Consider the following 15,855-nt stretch of genomic DNA (forward strand, 5'->3'; position numbering starts at 1 on the left):
GGCAGACAGATCGGCGACGATCAGGCCGCCCGCACGCCCGCAACGAAGGCGCCGACCTCGTCTTCGAGCGATTGCAGCTTCTGCGTCAGCCGGCCGCTCGATTGCAGTACGAGGCCGGCGGCCTGGCCGGTTTCGGCCGTGGCATCGGTGACGCCGGAGATGTTTTGCGAGACCTGGTCGGTGCCGGAGGCCGCCTCCTGTACGTTGCGCGCGATCGCCTGCGTCGCGGCGCCCTGCTCCTCGACCGCGGCGGCGATCGACGAGGAGATCTCGTTGACCTCCATGATGGTGGCGCGGATGCTCTCGATGTTGCCGACGACCTCGTTGGTCTCGGCCTGGATCGCGGTGATCTGCGCGCCGATCTCGTCGGTCGCCTTCGCGGTCTGGCTCGCCAGCGATTTCACTTCGCTCGCGACCACTGCAAAGCCCTTGCCGGCTTCGCCCGCCCGCGCCGCCTCGATGGTGGCATTGAGCGCGAGCAGATTGGTCTGCGAGGCGATCTGGTTGATGAGGTCGATGACCTCACCGATCTTGTGCGCGGCCGCGGCCAGCCCCTGCACGGTGTCGTTGGTGCGCTGACCGTCAGCGGCGGCCTTGTCCGCCACGCTGGCAGCCTGCGCCACGCGCTGGCTGATTTCGGTGATCGAGGACGACAGCTCGCCGGCGGCGGAGGCGACCGTCTGCACGTTGCTCGAGGCCTGCTGGCAGGCGGTGGCGACGAAGCTTGCACGGTCGGTCGCCTTGTTCGCGGTCTCCGACATGCCCTGCGCGGCCTGCTGCATCGCGCGCGCCTCGTTGAAGACGTCGCGGACGACGGCCTGAACGCTTGCCTCGAACTTGCCGGCGAGATCGGCCATCGCCCTGCGCTTCTCGTCGTCGGCCTTCTGCTTCAGCTCCTGCTGCTCGGCATGCATCCGGCTGACCGCCGACGCATTGTCCTTGAACACCGCGAGCGCCTTGGCGAGCCCGCCAATCTCGTCGCGGCGATCGGTGTGGGGCACGTCGAACGCGCTATCGCCGGCGGCGAGGCGCTCGGTCAGCGCGGTGATCCTGGTCAGCGGCCGGGTGACGCTTCGCCCGATCAGGAAGGAGGCGCCGAGAACCAGGATCAGCACAGCGAGGCATATATAGCCGAACGTCATCGCATTCTGGCGGAAGGCAGCGTCGACGTCGTCGAGATAGATGCCGGTGCCGATGATCCAGCCCCAGGGCGCAAAGCCCTTCACATAGGAGATTTTCCCGACCGGCTGGTCGAAACCGGGCTTCGGCCAGAGGTAGCCGTAGAAGCCCGCGCCATGCTTGTTGACGACGTCAACGAAGCCCATGAACAGCGCGTTGCCGGCGGGATCCTTCATCCCGGAAAGGTCCTTGCCGTCGAGTTCGGGCTTGATCGGGTGCATGACCATTTTGGGGGCCATGTCGTTGATCCAGAAATACTCGACCTTGTCGTAGCGCAGGCTCTTGATTTCGCCCATTGCACCCGCCTGGGCCTGCTCGCGCGAGAGTTTTCCTTCGCTCTCGAGCTTCTGGTAATGCGCCAGGATGCCGTAGCCGACATCGACCATGTGCTGCGTCTTGGCCTGGCGGTCAGCGATCATCTGCGCGCGCAGGGTCGACAGCGCGATCGGCGCCAGCGCGACCATGCCGAGGAGGCTGATGCCGACAATCAGGACCAGCTTGAAACTGATGCGGGAGAAAACCATCGGTGCTCGCAAGAATTGGAAGGGCTGATATGTCTGTTTATCCCGTTCCCCTTAGCAAAGCTTTAAGCATTGGATTCCCCAGAGCCCGTAGAACCGCTTAAGGATGGGGCGCCATTCATCCGGCGGCCACCTGCGTCCTCGATCCCCGCCGTCATGGACGTCGCTGGAGAGGGTTGGAATGCGTCGGCGCTTCCCTGCATTGGAATAGTTCGAGACAAGGCCAGAGAAGGCTCTTTAGATCTAGAAGACCTCGATATCGCCCCTCCAAGCGTTGACTTGCAGAGGGCTCTGGCAGAACGATCGGCGCAGATCATCAACACCAACCGTGGCGTGAGCGCAGCCGAAAGCCGGAACCTCAATGCATCAATCGACATACACCGGGTCCCTCGACCTTCCCGCGCTGAGCGCGGCGGAGCGGCTCTTCATCTGGGGATTTCGGGCCAAGGCACGCAGCGGAGGCGCTGTCCCGACCGCGGCCGATATCAAGCAGGTGTACGACCATTTTCGCGTCGGCGATGCCGTGCCCTCGCTGGAATCCATCATCGAGATCTTCGCGTGCACGGCGCATACGGCGATCGAAGTGCACTGCCCCACCTGCCCGCGTATGTCCGACAGCGAGCACGGAATCCTGCGGGCGATTGCCGCGGCCCAGCAGGAACGCATCGACGTCGCGCGCGAGCAGTTCGAGTGCTGGCTGCCGCCGGTCGGGGCCGATTGGGCGCTGGCGCCGGTGTGCGGGCTTGCAACGATCTTCCGCATGGCGGGCCTCATTCTGCCCGACCGGCACGTCCGCTCATTCGAGCCTGATCGGACGATGGCCATGAAAAGCTGGTTTGTGGGCAGTCCCACGCTGCACTGATGGGATCGTCGATGATGCAGGACGCGAGCGGCTCCGTGCCAGTCCCGAAGGCGGGCCAATCGCGGCTCTGTCCGCTCCAGGCCGTACTTTCGACGCCACGAAACCTCGAGAGCTACGATCAGTTTTCGCGCGTCGCGCTGTCGTTGTTCCGCTTCATCGAGGCGGCCTATGCGACCGGCGCATCCGATTGCTGGGAAGCAGCCTACCGCTTCGCCGACGAGACTCCTGATATTGCCGACAGCGCGTTGCTGGTGGCGCGGGCTGCCGCGCTGGTCAGGATCCTGCGCAGCGGCCGGCCATGCGAGCTGTGCTTCATGCCGCCGTCCTGCCGGCGTCTGTCGAAGGACGAGACGGAGCTGATGCGGTTGCTCGCCGTCGCCCGCCGCAAGCAGCCGGGCGAGCTCGAGTCCATGGTTTGCCAGTTCGTCGGCTCCGGCAAGGAGGATGCCGCGACACGCGCGGTCAACGCGCTTGCGCTGTGCTGAAACTTTGACGGGTTCTAGCCGCATCCGCAGCAGCCTTGCGGTATCAACATCGCCGTGGAGAGGCGGAGCTCGACGCCTTCCATGAAACCTCCAGACGATCCCAGCGCGATCATCGCTGGGATCGTTGTTTCTCGCATGTCCACCCAAAGCGCGATGAGATTAGGATGAAATCGTCATCGCGCTTTAGGTTGTTGTTTGAGCATGATCTTTTCGGAAAACCGCTGCGCACTTTTCCGGATCATGCTTTAGGCGCCCTTCTTGCCCAGCACGAGGTCGATCGTGTGGGCGGCGATCTTGCGCAATTGCGGCTCGTCGCCGAACGCGCGTTCAAGCACGGCGAGTCCACGCGTCATCGTGACGATGTGTAGGGCTGCGGTGGCGGGGTTGCCACTGAACTCGCCACGTTCGGCGCCGGCCAACAACGTGTCCTGGACCAGAGCAGTGATGCGCGAGACAAGGCTTGCAAAAGCTTGACGCGCCTCTTCATCCAGCCCTTCGTCTTCGGCCGCGCCGAGCTCCATCAAGCCACGCGTGGTCGGACATCCCCGCGGCGGAGAGCCCGAGCGGAAGTTGCTGATGGTCAGGTCGAAGAACGCGGTGAGGCGTTTGCGCAATGAGCCCGCGCCGAGCGCCTTTTGCAGGGCGACGAGATAATCGCCCGAATAGCGCTCATAGGCCTGGAGGAACAGCGCCTCCTTGCTGCCGAACGCATTGTAGAGGCTGCCGCGCTGGACGCCGGTGTCACGCGCGATGTCCGACAGCGACGTGCCGCGCACACCCTTGCGCCAGAACTGGTCGAACGCGATGCGCAGGACGTCGTCGTGGTCGAACTCGCGCGGTCTCAAATGGCGATCCTCCTGGACTGCCGGGTCCTGAATGAACCGGCAGTATTTGACATGATGTCAAGAACGTGCTTTTTTGACACTACGTCAAAAACAGATCGGGGTCGATCGCCCGCTTCGTCCCTGGACCGGCCCGCAAGCAGGCGGTCGCGCCGGAAAGCAAAAGGGGAATCCCGATGCCTCTGCTCCACATCTCGATGCGCGCCGGCAAGCCGGAAGCCTACCGGCAGGCGATCCTCGACGGCCTCTACCGCGCCATGCGCGAGGCGCTGAACGTGCCCGAGGGCGACCAATTCATGACCATCAGTGAGCTCGAGCCCGCGAACTTCCGCTGCGGCAACGCCTACGGCGTCGAGCGCAGCGATGACGCCGTGCTGATCCAGATCACCGTGTTCGCCTCGCGCACCGCCGAGCAGAAGACGGCGCTGTATCGCCGGATCGCGGACCTGCTCGGCGAAAATCCCGGCATCCGCCCCGAGGACGTTTTCGTGAACGTGCTCGATGCGCCCAAGGAGAACTGGTCCGTCGGAAACGGAATCGCACAATTCGCGTGAGTTTGCCGGATCTGCCGACGCCCTCTTGAGAATTGCCGGCCGGAAGGGTCTGATAGGCTGCGGAGGAAGACTCCGCCGAGCCGAACCCGGGACCTGAACGGCATGACCATGTCGATCGAGCAATTGTGGAGCTTGCCGGAAACGGCGCTGATTGGCGCCTATGCGGAGGCGCGGCGTCGCTACGCGGAGAAAAAGTTCGAGCGCGACACCCAGCGGGCACGACTCGAATGGATGCGCGCAAAGCTGTTCGTCAACACGCAAGGCAACGTGACCGAACGCAAGATGGCGGTCGACGTGTCGGAGGAACTGGCGCGCAAGGGCCAGGAGGTCCGCGAGATGACGCACAATCTCGACGTGCTGAAGATCGAGGTGGACGTGATCGACACCATGATCCGGCTGCGCGGCGCGCATGGCGCGCCCCCGGTCCATGCGGAAGAGGCTACTGAGAAGCCGATCGAGCCGGAGGGGGAGTGACTTCGGCTTAAGAGCTTCACCCCGCAACGCACGCCTCCATAATTTCATCGAGCTCCGCCTTGGAGAGGACGCCGAGCTCGGCGATGAAGACGATCCGCGTCCGCGCCGCGCCCGGCGTCGGCGCATCGCCCGGCGCCAGCGTGGCGCGGCCGGCGGCGAACTGAAACACCACCTGGCGGCCGGGCTGCTCGACCGTCTCGAACAGGCCTTTGGCGCGCGCGAGCTTTGGCGCAAGGCGGCTGATGGCCTGCTGCAAGCGGGGCAACGAGATGGGCTGGTCCGATGTCCAGCTCAGCGTCTCGAAGCGCTCTTCCGCCGGCCGTCGCGGCGCTACCTCGCGCGACGCGGGCGCGCGGTCGACATTGGCAGGGAACAGCAGCGCGGCAGGAATCTCGCCGTGGGTCGCATCGACCACCACGGCAGGGACGCGCTGGGCGCGGATCGCCTCGCGCATCCGTAACCCCGCGCCTTCATCCGCGAGATCCAGCTTGCTCAGCGCCACGATATCGGCGACCCGCAACTGCGACCGCTGGAGCGCATCCTCCAGGGCCGCGTGCGGTGCTGTCGCATCGAGCACGCAGAGCACGGTTTCGAGCGGCGCTTCGCGCAGGATCACCGGGTCCATGAGATTGCGCACGATGTCGGCGGGATCGGCGACGCCGCTGGTTTCGATGACGATGTAGTCCGGCTTGGGATCACGCCGCAGCAGCGTCGAGAGCGTACGCAAGAGATCGCCTTCGAGCGAGCAGCAGATGCAGCCATTGGCGAGGCTGACCACGCCGTCGCTGGCACCGGCGATCAGCTCCGCATCGATATTGATCGCGCCGAAATCGTTGACCACGGCGGCGATGCGTCGCCCGTCCGCGTGCGCCAGCAGACGGTTCACGACCGTGGTCTTGCCCGCCCCCAGAAAGCCCGTCACCAGGAGAATGGGGACCGGCATGAGTCAGCTCTCGACAACAGGCCGGCGAACGGGGCGGCCGGGCCGCGCCGCCACGTCAAGCACGCCGTCACTGATCAGCACCTGGCCGCTGACGATTAGATGCCGCACGCCCTCTGAGGGACGGTTCATCGCCGTGAAGGTCGCGCGGTCCGAGAGCCTCTCGTAATCGAACACGACGATGTCGGCATCGGCGCCCCTATCGAGCCGGCCCTTGGCGCGCATCGCGGGCGTGCTCTGCGACAAGATCTCCGCCGGGATCAGCGCGCATTTGCGCACGCCTTCGAGCAGTGACACGGTCTTGCGCTCGCGCACCCATTCGCGGATGAACTTCGTGAAGCAGCCCGCCGAGCGCGGATGCGAGGTGGCGTCATTCGGCAACGGCCAGGCATCGCCGGTGTAGGTCGAGCCGTCGGGCAACGTCCACGGCATCGCGTCGGACGCGATCGCACCGCCGGGATAGAGCACCGACATGTCGAGCAGGTCGCGGTGATGCGCGTTGTTCTCGGTGTCGAGGATGTGCCAGAGCACCAGCGAGGACGGCTCTTCGGCCTGCGCCTTGAGCAGCTCCTCGCGGTCGCGGAAGCGATGACCGTCGGTCACCCGCTGCACCGAATCGTAGCCGGTGCCATTGCGGTCGACGAACTCGGGATCGCTGAAGAAGGCGGCGGCCAGCACGGTCGAGCCCGTGCCGTAAGGATAGGCCTCGACCGTGATAGGCAGGCCCTGCGCCTGCGCCTTCTCGACCAGCACGCGGCAGCGCTCGATGTCGGTCTTGCTCGACGAGTTGAAATGGCAGATGTGCATGTGCGCGCCGGTGGCCCCGGCATAGCCGATCAGGCGGATATAGGCTTCAACCGCGCTCTCGGGATCGATGCGCGACATGAAGGCGACATGGGTGAAGGTCGGCACGTCCTTGGCCGCAGCGAGCTGGCAGACCGCGGTCAGCTCCTGCACGCCGGCGCCCGGAGCGTAGGCGTTCAAAATGCCGATGCCGATGCCGCCTTCGTTGAGGCCGCGCGAAAGGCGCTCGAGGATGCCGGCGACCTCCGCATCGGTCGCGACGTTCTCGATCCAGCGGCGGTCGCGCATGGCATTGCCGAACGCCTCCAGCGAACTCTCCGCATTGGAGCCCGTCATCGCGCCGATGCGCGCAAACGCCCAGTTGGCGGCGGCGCCGTAGTTCAGCACTCGCCCCTTCCTGGCCTGGCGTTCATACCAGGATGCGACCGGCAGCACCCCGGCCTCGAGATCGAGCGTCGTTGTCACGCCGTCGAACGCCTGCATGCGGTCGGCCGGGAGCGACTGGCCATGTGCATGCAGATCGATGAAGCCGGGCGCGACCACAAGGCCGGTGGCGTCGATCACCCGCTCGGCGCCGCCGAGCGAGGAGCCGACCGCGGCGATCTTGCCGTCCACCACCGCCACGTCGCCGATGGCGTCCATTCCGCTGGCGGGATCCACCACCCGGCCGCCAGAGATCACCAAGCCGCTCATATCAAAACTCCTCCGCGCTGAGATCGCATCAAGGCAGATTCCGGGGGCAACGACCACCTCCACTGCGGCCGATGCATCATGCTCACACGGAAGATCATTTGGCAGGCCAATCGCAGACGCGCGCTTGCAGCCTCGCGGCATGTTTTGCCCGAGCTGTGCTCTACTCTTCACCACCCTCTCGAAAGAAAGGGCGCAGGGAAGGCCGGGCGCCGGCTGGCACCCATAAGACCCCTGCGCTGAACGAATGCACACGCAATGCACAGGGGAGACACAGGGCAGCCGAAACCAGGCCTTCCCTGCGCGATGGTTTGACGGCCTATGCCACGCTCTCCCGGGAGCCGAGTTCCTTCTGGCCTCCCTCACCTCCGCGAAATGCACGGCAGCGCGCCGGTTGACGCGATGAGGGCCCCTCGGCGGCACGCCGATGCCAAAGCTAGGTTCCTCTTAGCAGTTCGAGCAGCAACGCCTCGGCAGCCCTGGCGGATATCCTCAGCAATGCTGAGAATTTCGGAATAATCGCTTCTTCCCGCTTCTTGCCTGACAGCCTGAATCTGCTTCCAAAAACTAGGCGCCGCACGCGACCGATAAGTCTGTTCCTGACGCAGATTATAGAAAGGTCGTAGGCTATTTCTCACCCTAGCGATTGCTGACGGCGGCCTTGCGCGCGACACTTGAAATTTCTCCGGATTGAAAGGGAGTGTACAATAATGACGATCAGGCGAAATCGCCGAAGCCACCAGTGGTAGTATACATTTTTCAAGCGCGTCCGGAAGCCTTCGCGCGTCCGACAGCGCGCTTGCCTAATGGTGACTGTTTCGCCGACAGATCGCGGACCACCTTCTGCGCTCTCCCAAGGCTCGCGCCGACATCGTTCCGGTTCGTGGCCCTCCGAGTTGTCGCATGAGCCGATGGTGGTCTGGATAGCGCGTGCATTCGCCCGCGGTCCGCCTCTGCCCGGTTGCGGCTTTGCATGATTTTCCTCCCGACCCGTGGCATTGGGAGCGGTAAGTTCATGTATCCTCATCGGAGTCTTGATTGGCATACGCCCGCGTCCTCGCGGCAGGTTTTGCCCGAGTGATGCTGTCCTTTCACACCCTCTCAATGAAAGGGCGATCGGCATAGAGGCGTGGAGTTTGGCTCCACGTCCCCTGCCACACCACCCGGCATGCGGGTCCGCACCGGGCGGTTCGATGGGTTGAGGTTAGCTTGCGAGGGAGGGGACTCCCAGCCGTCTGAAGCGTTCATTTGGCAACGCTTTGTTGAGCGCCACCTTCGAGGTGCGCCACCAGCGCCGTCTGTTGATGGCCACTCGCCTGGCTTCGTCGGGATGTACGCCGCGCGCGATCAATTCGCGGTAGACGACATGCCCGTTCTTCCAGTGCTTGAGCTGAACCGCCCGCAGACGATGCCGGATCCACCCGTCGATGTCGGCAAAGACGCCGGGCGTCTCTGCAAGGCGGAAGTACCCCTTCCACCCTGTCAGATACTTGCCGAGCGGCTTGCACATTTGTGCGAGACTGCGTCCGGCACTGCGCCGGGTCATGTCGCGCACGCGCTCTTTCATGCGTTCGATGGCCTGTGGTGCGACGCGCCGCCTGATCGTCCGTCCCGCAGCCACCCAAAAGGAGAAGCCGAGGAACTTCGATGCCGTGGCGCGTCGTACCTTGCTCTTGGTTTCGTTGACGCGGAGCTTCAGCTTCCCGAACAGCTCGCGCAGTGAGGTCATCACCCGCTCGCCCGAACGCTGCGTCCGAACGTAGACGTTCAGATCGTCGGCGTAGCGGACGAAGGCATGCCCGCGCCGCTCCAGCTCCTTGTCGATTTCGTCCAACAGCACGTTGGCCAATAGCGGAGACAGCGGACCGCCTTGCGGCGTCCCCTCACCCCGCTCGATCACCACCCCGTCTGCGAGCACGCCCGCATTGAGGTAGCGGCGGATCAGCCGCAGCACCCGACGGTCCGCGATCCGTTTGGCCAGCCTTCCCATCAGGATGTCGTGGTTGACCCGGTCGAAGAACTTCTCCAGATCGATATCCACCACGAAGCTGCGGCCTTCCTGCACATAGGCTTGCGCGCGACGCACCGCGTCGTGCGCACTCCGTCCGGGCCGGAAGCCATAGCTTGCATCCGAGAAGGTTGGGTCGAACTGCGGTTGCAGAACCTGCAGCAGGGCCTGCTGGATGAACCGGTCGAGCACGGTGGGGATGCCGAGCTCGCGCTCGCCCCCGCCGGGCTTCGGGATCGCCACCCGCTTCACTGGCTGCGGCTGGTACTGCCCCGCGAGCAATTTCTCGCGCAGGAGCGGCCAGTGCACGCGCAGATGGTTAGGTAGCTCCTCCACCGTCATCCCGTCGATGCCGGGACTGCCCGCATTCTGCCGAACACGCTTCAGTGCGGCCTGAAGGTTCTGGCGTTCACACACCTTCTCCATCAGATCGCTGCTTCCTGGGCGCTCGTCTCCACTTCCAGTCAGGGGCGCTTCCACGCGCCCGGCCGGCCGCTGCAGCTTCACCGCAGCGGTCGATCGTGCGTCCGGGGCTTCCGGCTTCTGTGGCATAATTCCCCCGAGGTTTGTGGGCGTTTCGCCCTTCCCATCGTTCGGCCCTTCACGGCTTTAAGCCGCTACTACGGCCTCTGCTGACTTCTCGCTCCGAGGGCCTTGCAACCCTCGTCACCCTTTCAGGTGCAAGCGAGATCTCCCCGGGTAAGACCTTCGACCTTCGCTGCACGACCGCCGGATCTACGTCGCCTGCCTTGATCACAACGGCTTTGCGGCTCCTGGCCCGCTCGCCCTGCTCGGCTCCGCCTCATATCCGATTTCTGTTCGTCGGCCCGCAGCTTCGCTCCCCGCTTCCTTCACGCCGGCCTCGCGGTCCGACACTCTGCGGTTCACTTCGCTCGCTGTGATCAGCTCACGGAAGGACTTTCACCTCCAAGTCGAAGCCCATGCCGGGCACACCAGGGAAGGCCGGGCGCCGGCTGGCACCCGTAAGACCCCTGCGCTGAACGAATGCACACGCAATGCACAGGGGAGACACAGGGCAGCCGAAACCAGGCCTTCCCTGCGCGATGGTTTGACGGCCTATGCCGCGCTCTCCCGGGAGCCGAGTTCCTTCTGGCCTCCCTCACCTCCGCGAAATGCACGGCAGCGCGCCGGTTGACGCGATGACGCCTTCGCGAAGGCTTGACCGTAGCAACGACGGCCAGGACCACACGGTTTCGCCGTACGCAGGCCATCCGGCTTCGCCAAGAGGCTTCGCCGGACATGGGCGCCGTCCGTCTTCGCGGGTTCGCGCCATGCTCACGAGGTTCATCTCGCCCTGCATGCTCGAAGCCCGCCTTAACGCCGCCCGCGTCCACCGCAACCCCCAACCCGCGTTCGTGACGACGTACGACCGCCCCTATGGTGGACTGGGATGGGTCGACACATACGACAAATCCGAATTTCGGTAAAGTGGAATATTTTTGACAGAGCGACTTGACAGTGGTGTTTCGCCTGAGAGCCGAGCCGATCCTTTCGGCCAGCTTCCGCGGAGCGCGGCAACTGCCCTTAGTATCCCAACGAGATACGAAGGCCTTGAATTACGTATCCCGACAAGATACGTATTGACATGATCCAGAGCTTCAAGGGGAAGTTCGCCGAGCCGATCCTTAAGGGCCGCACGATTCCGAAAGGTTTTCCGGCGGACCTCGCAAAGATCGCCCGCCGAAAACTCATCATGGTGGACGCTGCCGACTTTCTCGACGCCCTGAGATCACCTCCCGGCAACCGCCTCGAAGCTCTCAAGGGGAAGCTGGCGGGGAAGTACTCGATTCGCATCAACGATCAATGGCGGATCGTGTTCAGATGGACGGACGCGGGCCCCGAAGATGTCGAGATCATGGACTATCATTAGTCCGACAGGCCGATTGTGGCTAGCCAAAAGGAGTTCGCAGATGGCAAGGAAACTTCCGCCGATTCATCCCGGCGAAATCCTGCGTGAAGAATTTCTCGTTCCGCTCAAGCTGACGCCCTACGCGGTCGCGGCCGCTCTGAACGTGCCGCGCACCCGGATCGAACGCATTGCGCGCGAAGAAAAACCCGTCACCGCCGATACCGCGCTGCGGCTGGGAAAGTTCTTCAAGACAGGCGCCGCGTTCTGGATGAACATTCAGACCCGCTTCGACCTCGAAACGGCGGAGGACGTGCTCGCACCTCAGATCAAAAAGATCGCGGCTTACGAGGCGGTTTGAGAGTGCTGCAGTTGCGATGATATAGCGACCAAAGCCAATGCCTGTGAAGTTCCAAGACATCACCACAGCCTTCGAGTTCGCCAACACCAACGGCGACATGGGGGAATTCCGCGCCTTCGTCTGCAGGCAGACCGGGAAGATCTATTATCAAACAGATTTCATGGACGCAGCAGAGTTCAACGACGAACTGCCTGATGACATCGACGACGAGGAGAAATTTCTCGCGCTCCCGGACAAACGAGATCTCGGCCTCGGCAAGCCCCTGGTGCTGGCTTTCGTCCGCGAGTTCCTGCCGGATGATTTCGACGATGTCCGCTATTTCTTCAGCAAGCGGGGCGCCTATCCGAAATTCAAGTCCTTGCTCGCCAGACGCCGCGCGATCGATCGCTGGCATGCCTACGAGAATGAGGCGACGAAGCAGGCGTTGCGCGATTGGTGCACGCTACATTCGATCGAAATCATCGACTGACCTGGCGCTCGTTCGGACACTATGTCTACGCAACCGCGACGCTACTCCGCCGTCTTCTTGCCCCCATTGTCATTCAGGGAGCTAGGCGGGGCGGCGTTACGGTGGGCAAAGTTCCCAAAGGTTCCGTGTGATCGTCCGACGTCTTCTGCAACGCGACTCCGGTCGTTCTGTTTCGCGCCGCGCTCTCCTCGGCGGACTTGTGTCGGCAGGGAGTGCCCTCGCGCTCGGCGGATGCGCCGGCTTGGGTGCGACCGGCGCGCGCTTCGACGCGTCGTCTCTCTCCGTTGACCCCACATTGCTTGTCACCACCACGCGCAAGCCCGTGAACGGCGGTCGCACCAAACCCTGGTTCGGACCGGACCGCGCGACGAGCATGACGGTCGCGCGAGCGAAGCTGGTGGCGCCGGACGAGAGCCGTCTTTCCCTCGCCTCGGTTGGACTTGGCGATTGGCGCCTTGATCGGATCGAACCGGTGTCGGCCGAGGCCGGCGATCTCGCTGCGCAGGCCGGCGCAGGGGACGTGTTGATCTATGTGCACGGCTTCAAACAGACATTCGAGACGGCGGTGCTGGATGCCGCCCATCTCTCCGATGGGATCAAGTTCCGCGGCCGGACCATGGTGTTCTCCTGGCCTTCCAAGGCCGGACTGTTCGACTATGCCTATGACCGCGACAGCGCGATGTGGTCCCGCGACGCTTTCGAACGCGTGCTCTCCGCGCTCGTGTCGGCGCCAACCGGCGGCCGCGTGCACATCGTTGCGCACAGCATGGGAACCATGCTGACGCTCGAAAGCCTGCGTCAGCTCTATGCCCGATATGGCGACACCGTCACGAGCAAGATCGGCGCGGTGGTGTTTGCCTCGCCTGATATCGACATGGACGTGTTCTCGTCGTCGATCCAGCGGATCGGTCCGCTGACCGGCAAGATCACCGTGATTGCCTCAACCAACGATCGCGCGCTGGCGCTGTCGGGACAGATCGCAGGCGGAATGACCAGGGTCGGCGCCGCCGAGAAGGCTGCCATCGCGCAGCTCGGCGTGCGCGTGGTCGACGCCTCGCAGGAAGGCTGGGGCATCATCAATCACGATCTGTTTCTGTCGAATGCGGAAGTGCAGCGGGTGATCCGCCGCTCGATCGACGGCACGACCGCGTAAGAGAGTGCCTGCGCCGAGCGAAGCGAAAGCTTGCTCCTGCGCACGCCCGTTGCGGCTTCAAGCGACAAAACGGCCGGTGGCGGCAATGATTGAACTCTCTGAGCGCGCCGCTCCATGGGAGACGCGCCGCGCGGACAACACGCGCTGAGAAGACGATCCCGGCGGAGCAGGACCGCCCCCTGCGCCATCGTGTCGCGATCGAAGCGGCGGGACCTTTCGGTTCGCTGGCAGGTTACAGCCGGAGGAATCGAGTTGAACGCGGCAAGTTCCTCTCGCGTGGCGGGTAATGAGGCTGGGGAGAAATTAGAGGAAACACGTGCATGCCCACTGGACCCCACGGCTGGCGACCGGTGCCAGCATCGTTCTTGCGACGAGCCTCCTGTCCGGTTCACCAGCTTCAGCTTATTACGCCGGCTTCTTCTGCTCGGAGCAATCCGCCAAACGTGCCAATTACACCTGGGCCGATGGCAGCGCCACGACAACGGTCTATTACAACAACCACTGCGGGCGCAGGGTCAACGTCACGCTGAATTTCATAACAGTGATAGGCAAAGTCGTAAGCAAGTGTTGGCGCACCCCCGCCGGAAAGAGTCACAAGGTCTGGGGCTACTCGGATTTGAACGACATCGCCGGGGGATGCTGACGGACGCGCCGTATCGATGGCTCGCCGGACTTGAGCCCATGCGGCACTCGCGCCGCCGGATACGCTCGCGCCGCCGGATACGCTCGCGCCGCCAGATACGATCTGTCGGCCCGGATGTTGACCGCCAATGCCATGGGTTCACCCGGCGGGCGGAACAATCAATCGGGATCAGAGGAAGGTTGGTTTCGAGAAATGGCGCGCCACTCAGAAAAATGCGAACTCCTATACAATTGAAATTGCTGTATAATCCAGACGTAACCGACGGACGGTCAAGGGCGCCGGCTCCTGATTGAAGGCGACCTGAGACCGCTTGCTCAGCTTAAGGGGAGGAGCGAAGGGAGGTTCGCATCATGGTTGCCAAGGATCTGAAATTCGCGACCGAAGCGCGCGAACGGATGCTGCGGGGCATTGATACGCTGGCGAATGCCGTCAAGGTCACGCTCGGTCCCAAGGGGCGCAATGTGGTGATCGAAAGATCGTTCGGCGCGCCGCGTATCACCAAGGACGGTATCACCGTCGCCAAGGAGATCGAGCTTGAGGACAGGTTCGAGAACATGGGCGCCCAGATGGTGCGCGAGGTGGCGTCCAGGACCAGCGATATCGCGGGCGACGGCACCACGACCGCAACCGTGCTTGCAGAAGCCATTGTCAAGGAAGGCGCCAAGTCGGTCGCCGCAGGCATGAATCCGATGGACCTCAAGCGCGGCATCGATCTTGCGGTGGACGCGATCGTGCATGACCTGAAGTCTCATGCCAGGAAGGTGACGGCTAACGAGGAGATCGCTCAGGTCGCCACCATCTCGGCAAATGGCGACGCCGAGATAGGCAAGTTCCTCGCCGAGGCCATGAAGAAGGTCGGCAATGAGGGCGTCATTACGGTGGAAGAGGCAAAGAGCCTCAGCACCGAGCTCGAAATCGTCGAAGGCATGCAGTTCGACCGTGGCTACATCTCGCCCTATTTCGCCACCAATGCCGAAAAGATGCGCGTCGAGCTCGAGGACGTCTATCTGCTGATCCACGAGAAGAAGCTGTCTGTACTGCAGACCCTGCTTCCGCTCCTGGAGGCGGTGGCGCAATCGGGCAAGCCGCTTCTGATCGTCGCGGAGGATGTCGAAGGCGAAGCGCTCGCAACGCTCCTGGTCAACAAGCTGCGTGGCGGCTTGAAGGTCGCCGCGGTGAAGGCGCCGGGTTTTGGCGAGCGCCGCAAGGCGATGTTGGAAGACATTGCGATCCTGACCGGCGGCACCGCGATCTCCGAAGATATCGGCATCAAGCTCGAGAATGTCACGCTCGACATGCTCGGGCGCGCCAAGAAGGTCGTGGTCGATAAGGAGAGCACGACCATCGTCGACGGCGCCGGCGCGAAAAAGGACATTGAAGCGCGCACGACGCAGATCAAGGTGCAGATCGAGGAGACCACCTCTGACTACGACCGCGAGAAACTCCAGGAGCGTTTGGCGAAGCTTGCCGGCGGGGTCGCGGTGATCCGCGTCGGCGGCGCAACCGAGGTCGAGGTCAAGGAGCGCAAGGACCGCGTCGACGACGCGCATCATGCAACGCGCGCAGCGGTCGAGGAAGGCATCCTTCCCGGCGGCGGCGTCGCCCTGCTGCGAGCGCAGAAGGCGCTCAAGGGCATGAGGACGGCCAATGCCGATCAGAAGGCAGGCGTCGAGATCGTGCGTCGCGCGCTGCGGATGCCAGCATGCCAGATCGCGGAGAACGCGGGTGAAGAGGGCTCGCTGGTCGTCAACAAGGTGCTTGAGAACGACAACTACAATTGGGGGTTCAATGCTGCAACCGGCGAATATCAGGACATGGTGAAGGCCGGCGTGATCGACCCCGCCAAGGTCGTGCGTACCGCGTTGCAGGATGCCTCCTCCATCGCCGCGCTCCTGATCACGACGGAAGCGCTGGTCGCCGAAAAGCCGAAGAAGGCCGAGACGCATGCGCCGGGCATGCCGCCAATGGATTTCTGACGGCAACCAGCCGCTCCCTTCCGGGCG

At 63.7% G+C, this 15,855-nt stretch carries 15 protein-coding genes; 10 read left to right on the plus strand and 5 right to left on the minus strand.

Annotated features, from left to right (window positions below):
- Positions 1-20 precede the first annotated feature (20 nt).
- Entirely contained in the window at positions 21-1,703 is a 1,683-nt protein-coding gene (locus tag ACR9YP_RS38535; RefSeq protein ID WP_438104956.1) for a methyl-accepting chemotaxis protein, read from the minus strand.
- Between the two features lie 358 nt (positions 1,704-2,061).
- Here ACR9YP_RS38535 and ACR9YP_RS38540 point away from each other — a divergent pair, with 358 nt between their 5' ends.
- Together ACR9YP_RS38540 and ACR9YP_RS38545 are read left to right on the plus strand one after the other, a co-directional pair.
- Entirely contained in the window at positions 2,062-2,562 is a 501-nt protein-coding gene (locus tag ACR9YP_RS38540) for a hypothetical protein (protein ID WP_438104958.1), read from the plus strand.
- An 11-nt stretch (positions 2,563-2,573) separates the two neighbouring features.
- Positions 2,574-3,047: a hypothetical protein gene (locus ACR9YP_RS38545; protein WP_438104959.1), complete on the plus strand. Its 474-nt coding sequence runs from the start codon at positions 2,574-2,576 to the stop codon at positions 3,045-3,047.
- 245 nt (positions 3,048-3,292) lie between these two features.
- Here the strand turns inward: ACR9YP_RS38545 and ACR9YP_RS38550 are convergent, their stop codons facing one another.
- A complete protein-coding gene (locus tag ACR9YP_RS38550; RefSeq protein WP_438104960.1) occupies positions 3,293-3,892 on the minus strand; it encodes a TetR/AcrR family transcriptional regulator in 600 nt (199 codons plus the stop codon).
- A gap of 173 nt (positions 3,893-4,065) precedes the next feature.
- Between ACR9YP_RS38550 and ACR9YP_RS38555 the strand changes: the two genes are divergently transcribed.
- Positions 4,066-4,443 (plus strand): tautomerase family protein, encoded by a 378-nt coding sequence (locus ACR9YP_RS38555; RefSeq protein WP_438104961.1) that lies wholly within the window; start codon positions 4,066-4,068, stop codon positions 4,441-4,443.
- Between the two features lie 102 nt (positions 4,444-4,545).
- Positions 4,546-4,917 carry a hypothetical protein gene (locus ACR9YP_RS38560; protein WP_438104963.1) on the plus strand — a complete coding sequence of 124 codons (372 nt, stop codon included), beginning with the start codon at positions 4,546-4,548 and terminating at the stop codon, positions 4,915-4,917.
- Positions 4,918-4,933: 16 nt separating this feature from the next.
- On the opposite strand, the gene ACR9YP_RS38565 is transcribed toward ACR9YP_RS38560, so the two are convergent.
- The 3 genes from ACR9YP_RS38565 to ltrA form a co-directional block, all read right to left on the minus strand.
- Complete coding sequence (locus tag ACR9YP_RS38565; RefSeq protein WP_438104965.1) at positions 4,934-5,860, minus strand: CobW family GTP-binding protein; 927 nt, start codon at positions 5,858-5,860, stop codon at positions 4,934-4,936.
- Between the two features lie 3 nt (positions 5,861-5,863).
- Positions 5,864-7,354: an amidohydrolase family protein gene (locus ACR9YP_RS38570; protein WP_438104967.1), complete on the minus strand. Its 1,491-nt coding sequence runs from the start codon at positions 7,352-7,354 to the stop codon at positions 5,864-5,866.
- 1,201 nt (positions 7,355-8,555) lie between these two features.
- Positions 8,556-9,911, minus strand: coding sequence for a group II intron reverse transcriptase/maturase (gene ltrA, locus ACR9YP_RS38575; RefSeq protein WP_474217289.1), 1,356 nt, complete (start codon positions 9,909-9,911; stop codon positions 8,556-8,558).
- Between the two features lie 1,054 nt (positions 9,912-10,965).
- Between ltrA and ACR9YP_RS38580 the strand changes: the two genes are divergently transcribed.
- From ACR9YP_RS38580 to groL, 6 genes are all read left to right on the plus strand, one after another.
- A complete protein-coding gene (locus tag ACR9YP_RS38580; RefSeq protein WP_091896996.1) occupies positions 10,966-11,250 on the plus strand; it encodes a type II toxin-antitoxin system RelE/ParE family toxin in 285 nt (94 codons plus the stop codon).
- A gap of 40 nt (positions 11,251-11,290) precedes the next feature.
- Entirely contained in the window at positions 11,291-11,587 is a 297-nt protein-coding gene (locus tag ACR9YP_RS38585) for a HigA family addiction module antitoxin (protein WP_438104969.1), read from the plus strand.
- A gap of 37 nt (positions 11,588-11,624) precedes the next feature.
- Positions 11,625-12,056, plus strand: coding sequence for a hypothetical protein (locus ACR9YP_RS38590; protein ID WP_474218533.1), 432 nt, complete (start codon positions 11,625-11,627; stop codon positions 12,054-12,056).
- Between the two features lie 127 nt (positions 12,057-12,183).
- Entirely contained in the window at positions 12,184-13,209 is a 1,026-nt protein-coding gene (locus tag ACR9YP_RS38595; protein ID WP_438104972.1) for an alpha/beta hydrolase, read from the plus strand.
- A gap of 316 nt (positions 13,210-13,525) precedes the next feature.
- Positions 13,526-13,852, plus strand: a complete 327-nt coding sequence (locus tag ACR9YP_RS38600; protein ID WP_438104974.1) for a hypothetical protein — start codon at positions 13,526-13,528, stop codon at positions 13,850-13,852.
- A 350-nt stretch (positions 13,853-14,202) separates the two neighbouring features.
- Complete coding sequence (gene groL, locus ACR9YP_RS38605) at positions 14,203-15,828, plus strand: chaperonin GroEL (protein WP_438104975.1); 1,626 nt, start codon at positions 14,203-14,205, stop codon at positions 15,826-15,828.
- The last annotated feature ends 27 nt before the right edge of the window (positions 15,829-15,855 follow it).

It is taken from the genome of Bradyrhizobium sp. BR14999 (assembly GCF_056106085.1).

Coding starts and splice junctions, on each gene's coding strand:
- ACR9YP_RS38535 (WP_438104956.1), bottom strand. CDS start 1,703: ATGGTTTTCTCCCGCATCAGTTTCAAGCTGGTCCTGATTGTCGGCATC.
- ACR9YP_RS38540 (WP_438104958.1), top strand. CDS start 2,062: ATGCATCAATCGACATACACCGGGTCCCTCGACCTTCCCGCGCTGAGC.
- ACR9YP_RS38545 (WP_438104959.1), top strand. CDS start 2,574: ATGATGCAGGACGCGAGCGGCTCCGTGCCAGTCCCGAAGGCGGGCCAA.
- ACR9YP_RS38555 (WP_438104961.1), top strand. CDS start 4,066: ATGCCTCTGCTCCACATCTCGATGCGCGCCGGCAAGCCGGAAGCCTAC.
- ACR9YP_RS38560 (WP_438104963.1), top strand. CDS start 4,546: ATGACCATGTCGATCGAGCAATTGTGGAGCTTGCCGGAAACGGCGCTG.
- ACR9YP_RS38565 (WP_438104965.1), bottom strand. CDS start 5,860: ATGCCGGTCCCCATTCTCCTGGTGACGGGCTTTCTGGGGGCGGGCAAG.
- ACR9YP_RS38570 (WP_438104967.1), bottom strand. CDS start 7,354: ATGAGCGGCTTGGTGATCTCTGGCGGCCGGGTGGTGGATCCCGCCAGC.
- ltrA (WP_474217289.1), bottom strand. CDS start 9,911: ATGCCACAGAAGCCGGAAGCCCCGGACGCACGATCGACCGCTGCGGTG.
- ACR9YP_RS38580 (WP_091896996.1), top strand. CDS start 10,966: ATGATCCAGAGCTTCAAGGGGAAGTTCGCCGAGCCGATCCTTAAGGGC.
- ACR9YP_RS38585 (WP_438104969.1), top strand. CDS start 11,291: ATGGCAAGGAAACTTCCGCCGATTCATCCCGGCGAAATCCTGCGTGAA.
- ACR9YP_RS38590 (WP_474218533.1), top strand. CDS start 11,625: ATGCCTGTGAAGTTCCAAGACATCACCACAGCCTTCGAGTTCGCCAAC.
- groL (WP_438104975.1), top strand. CDS start 14,203: ATGGTTGCCAAGGATCTGAAATTCGCGACCGAAGCGCGCGAACGGATG.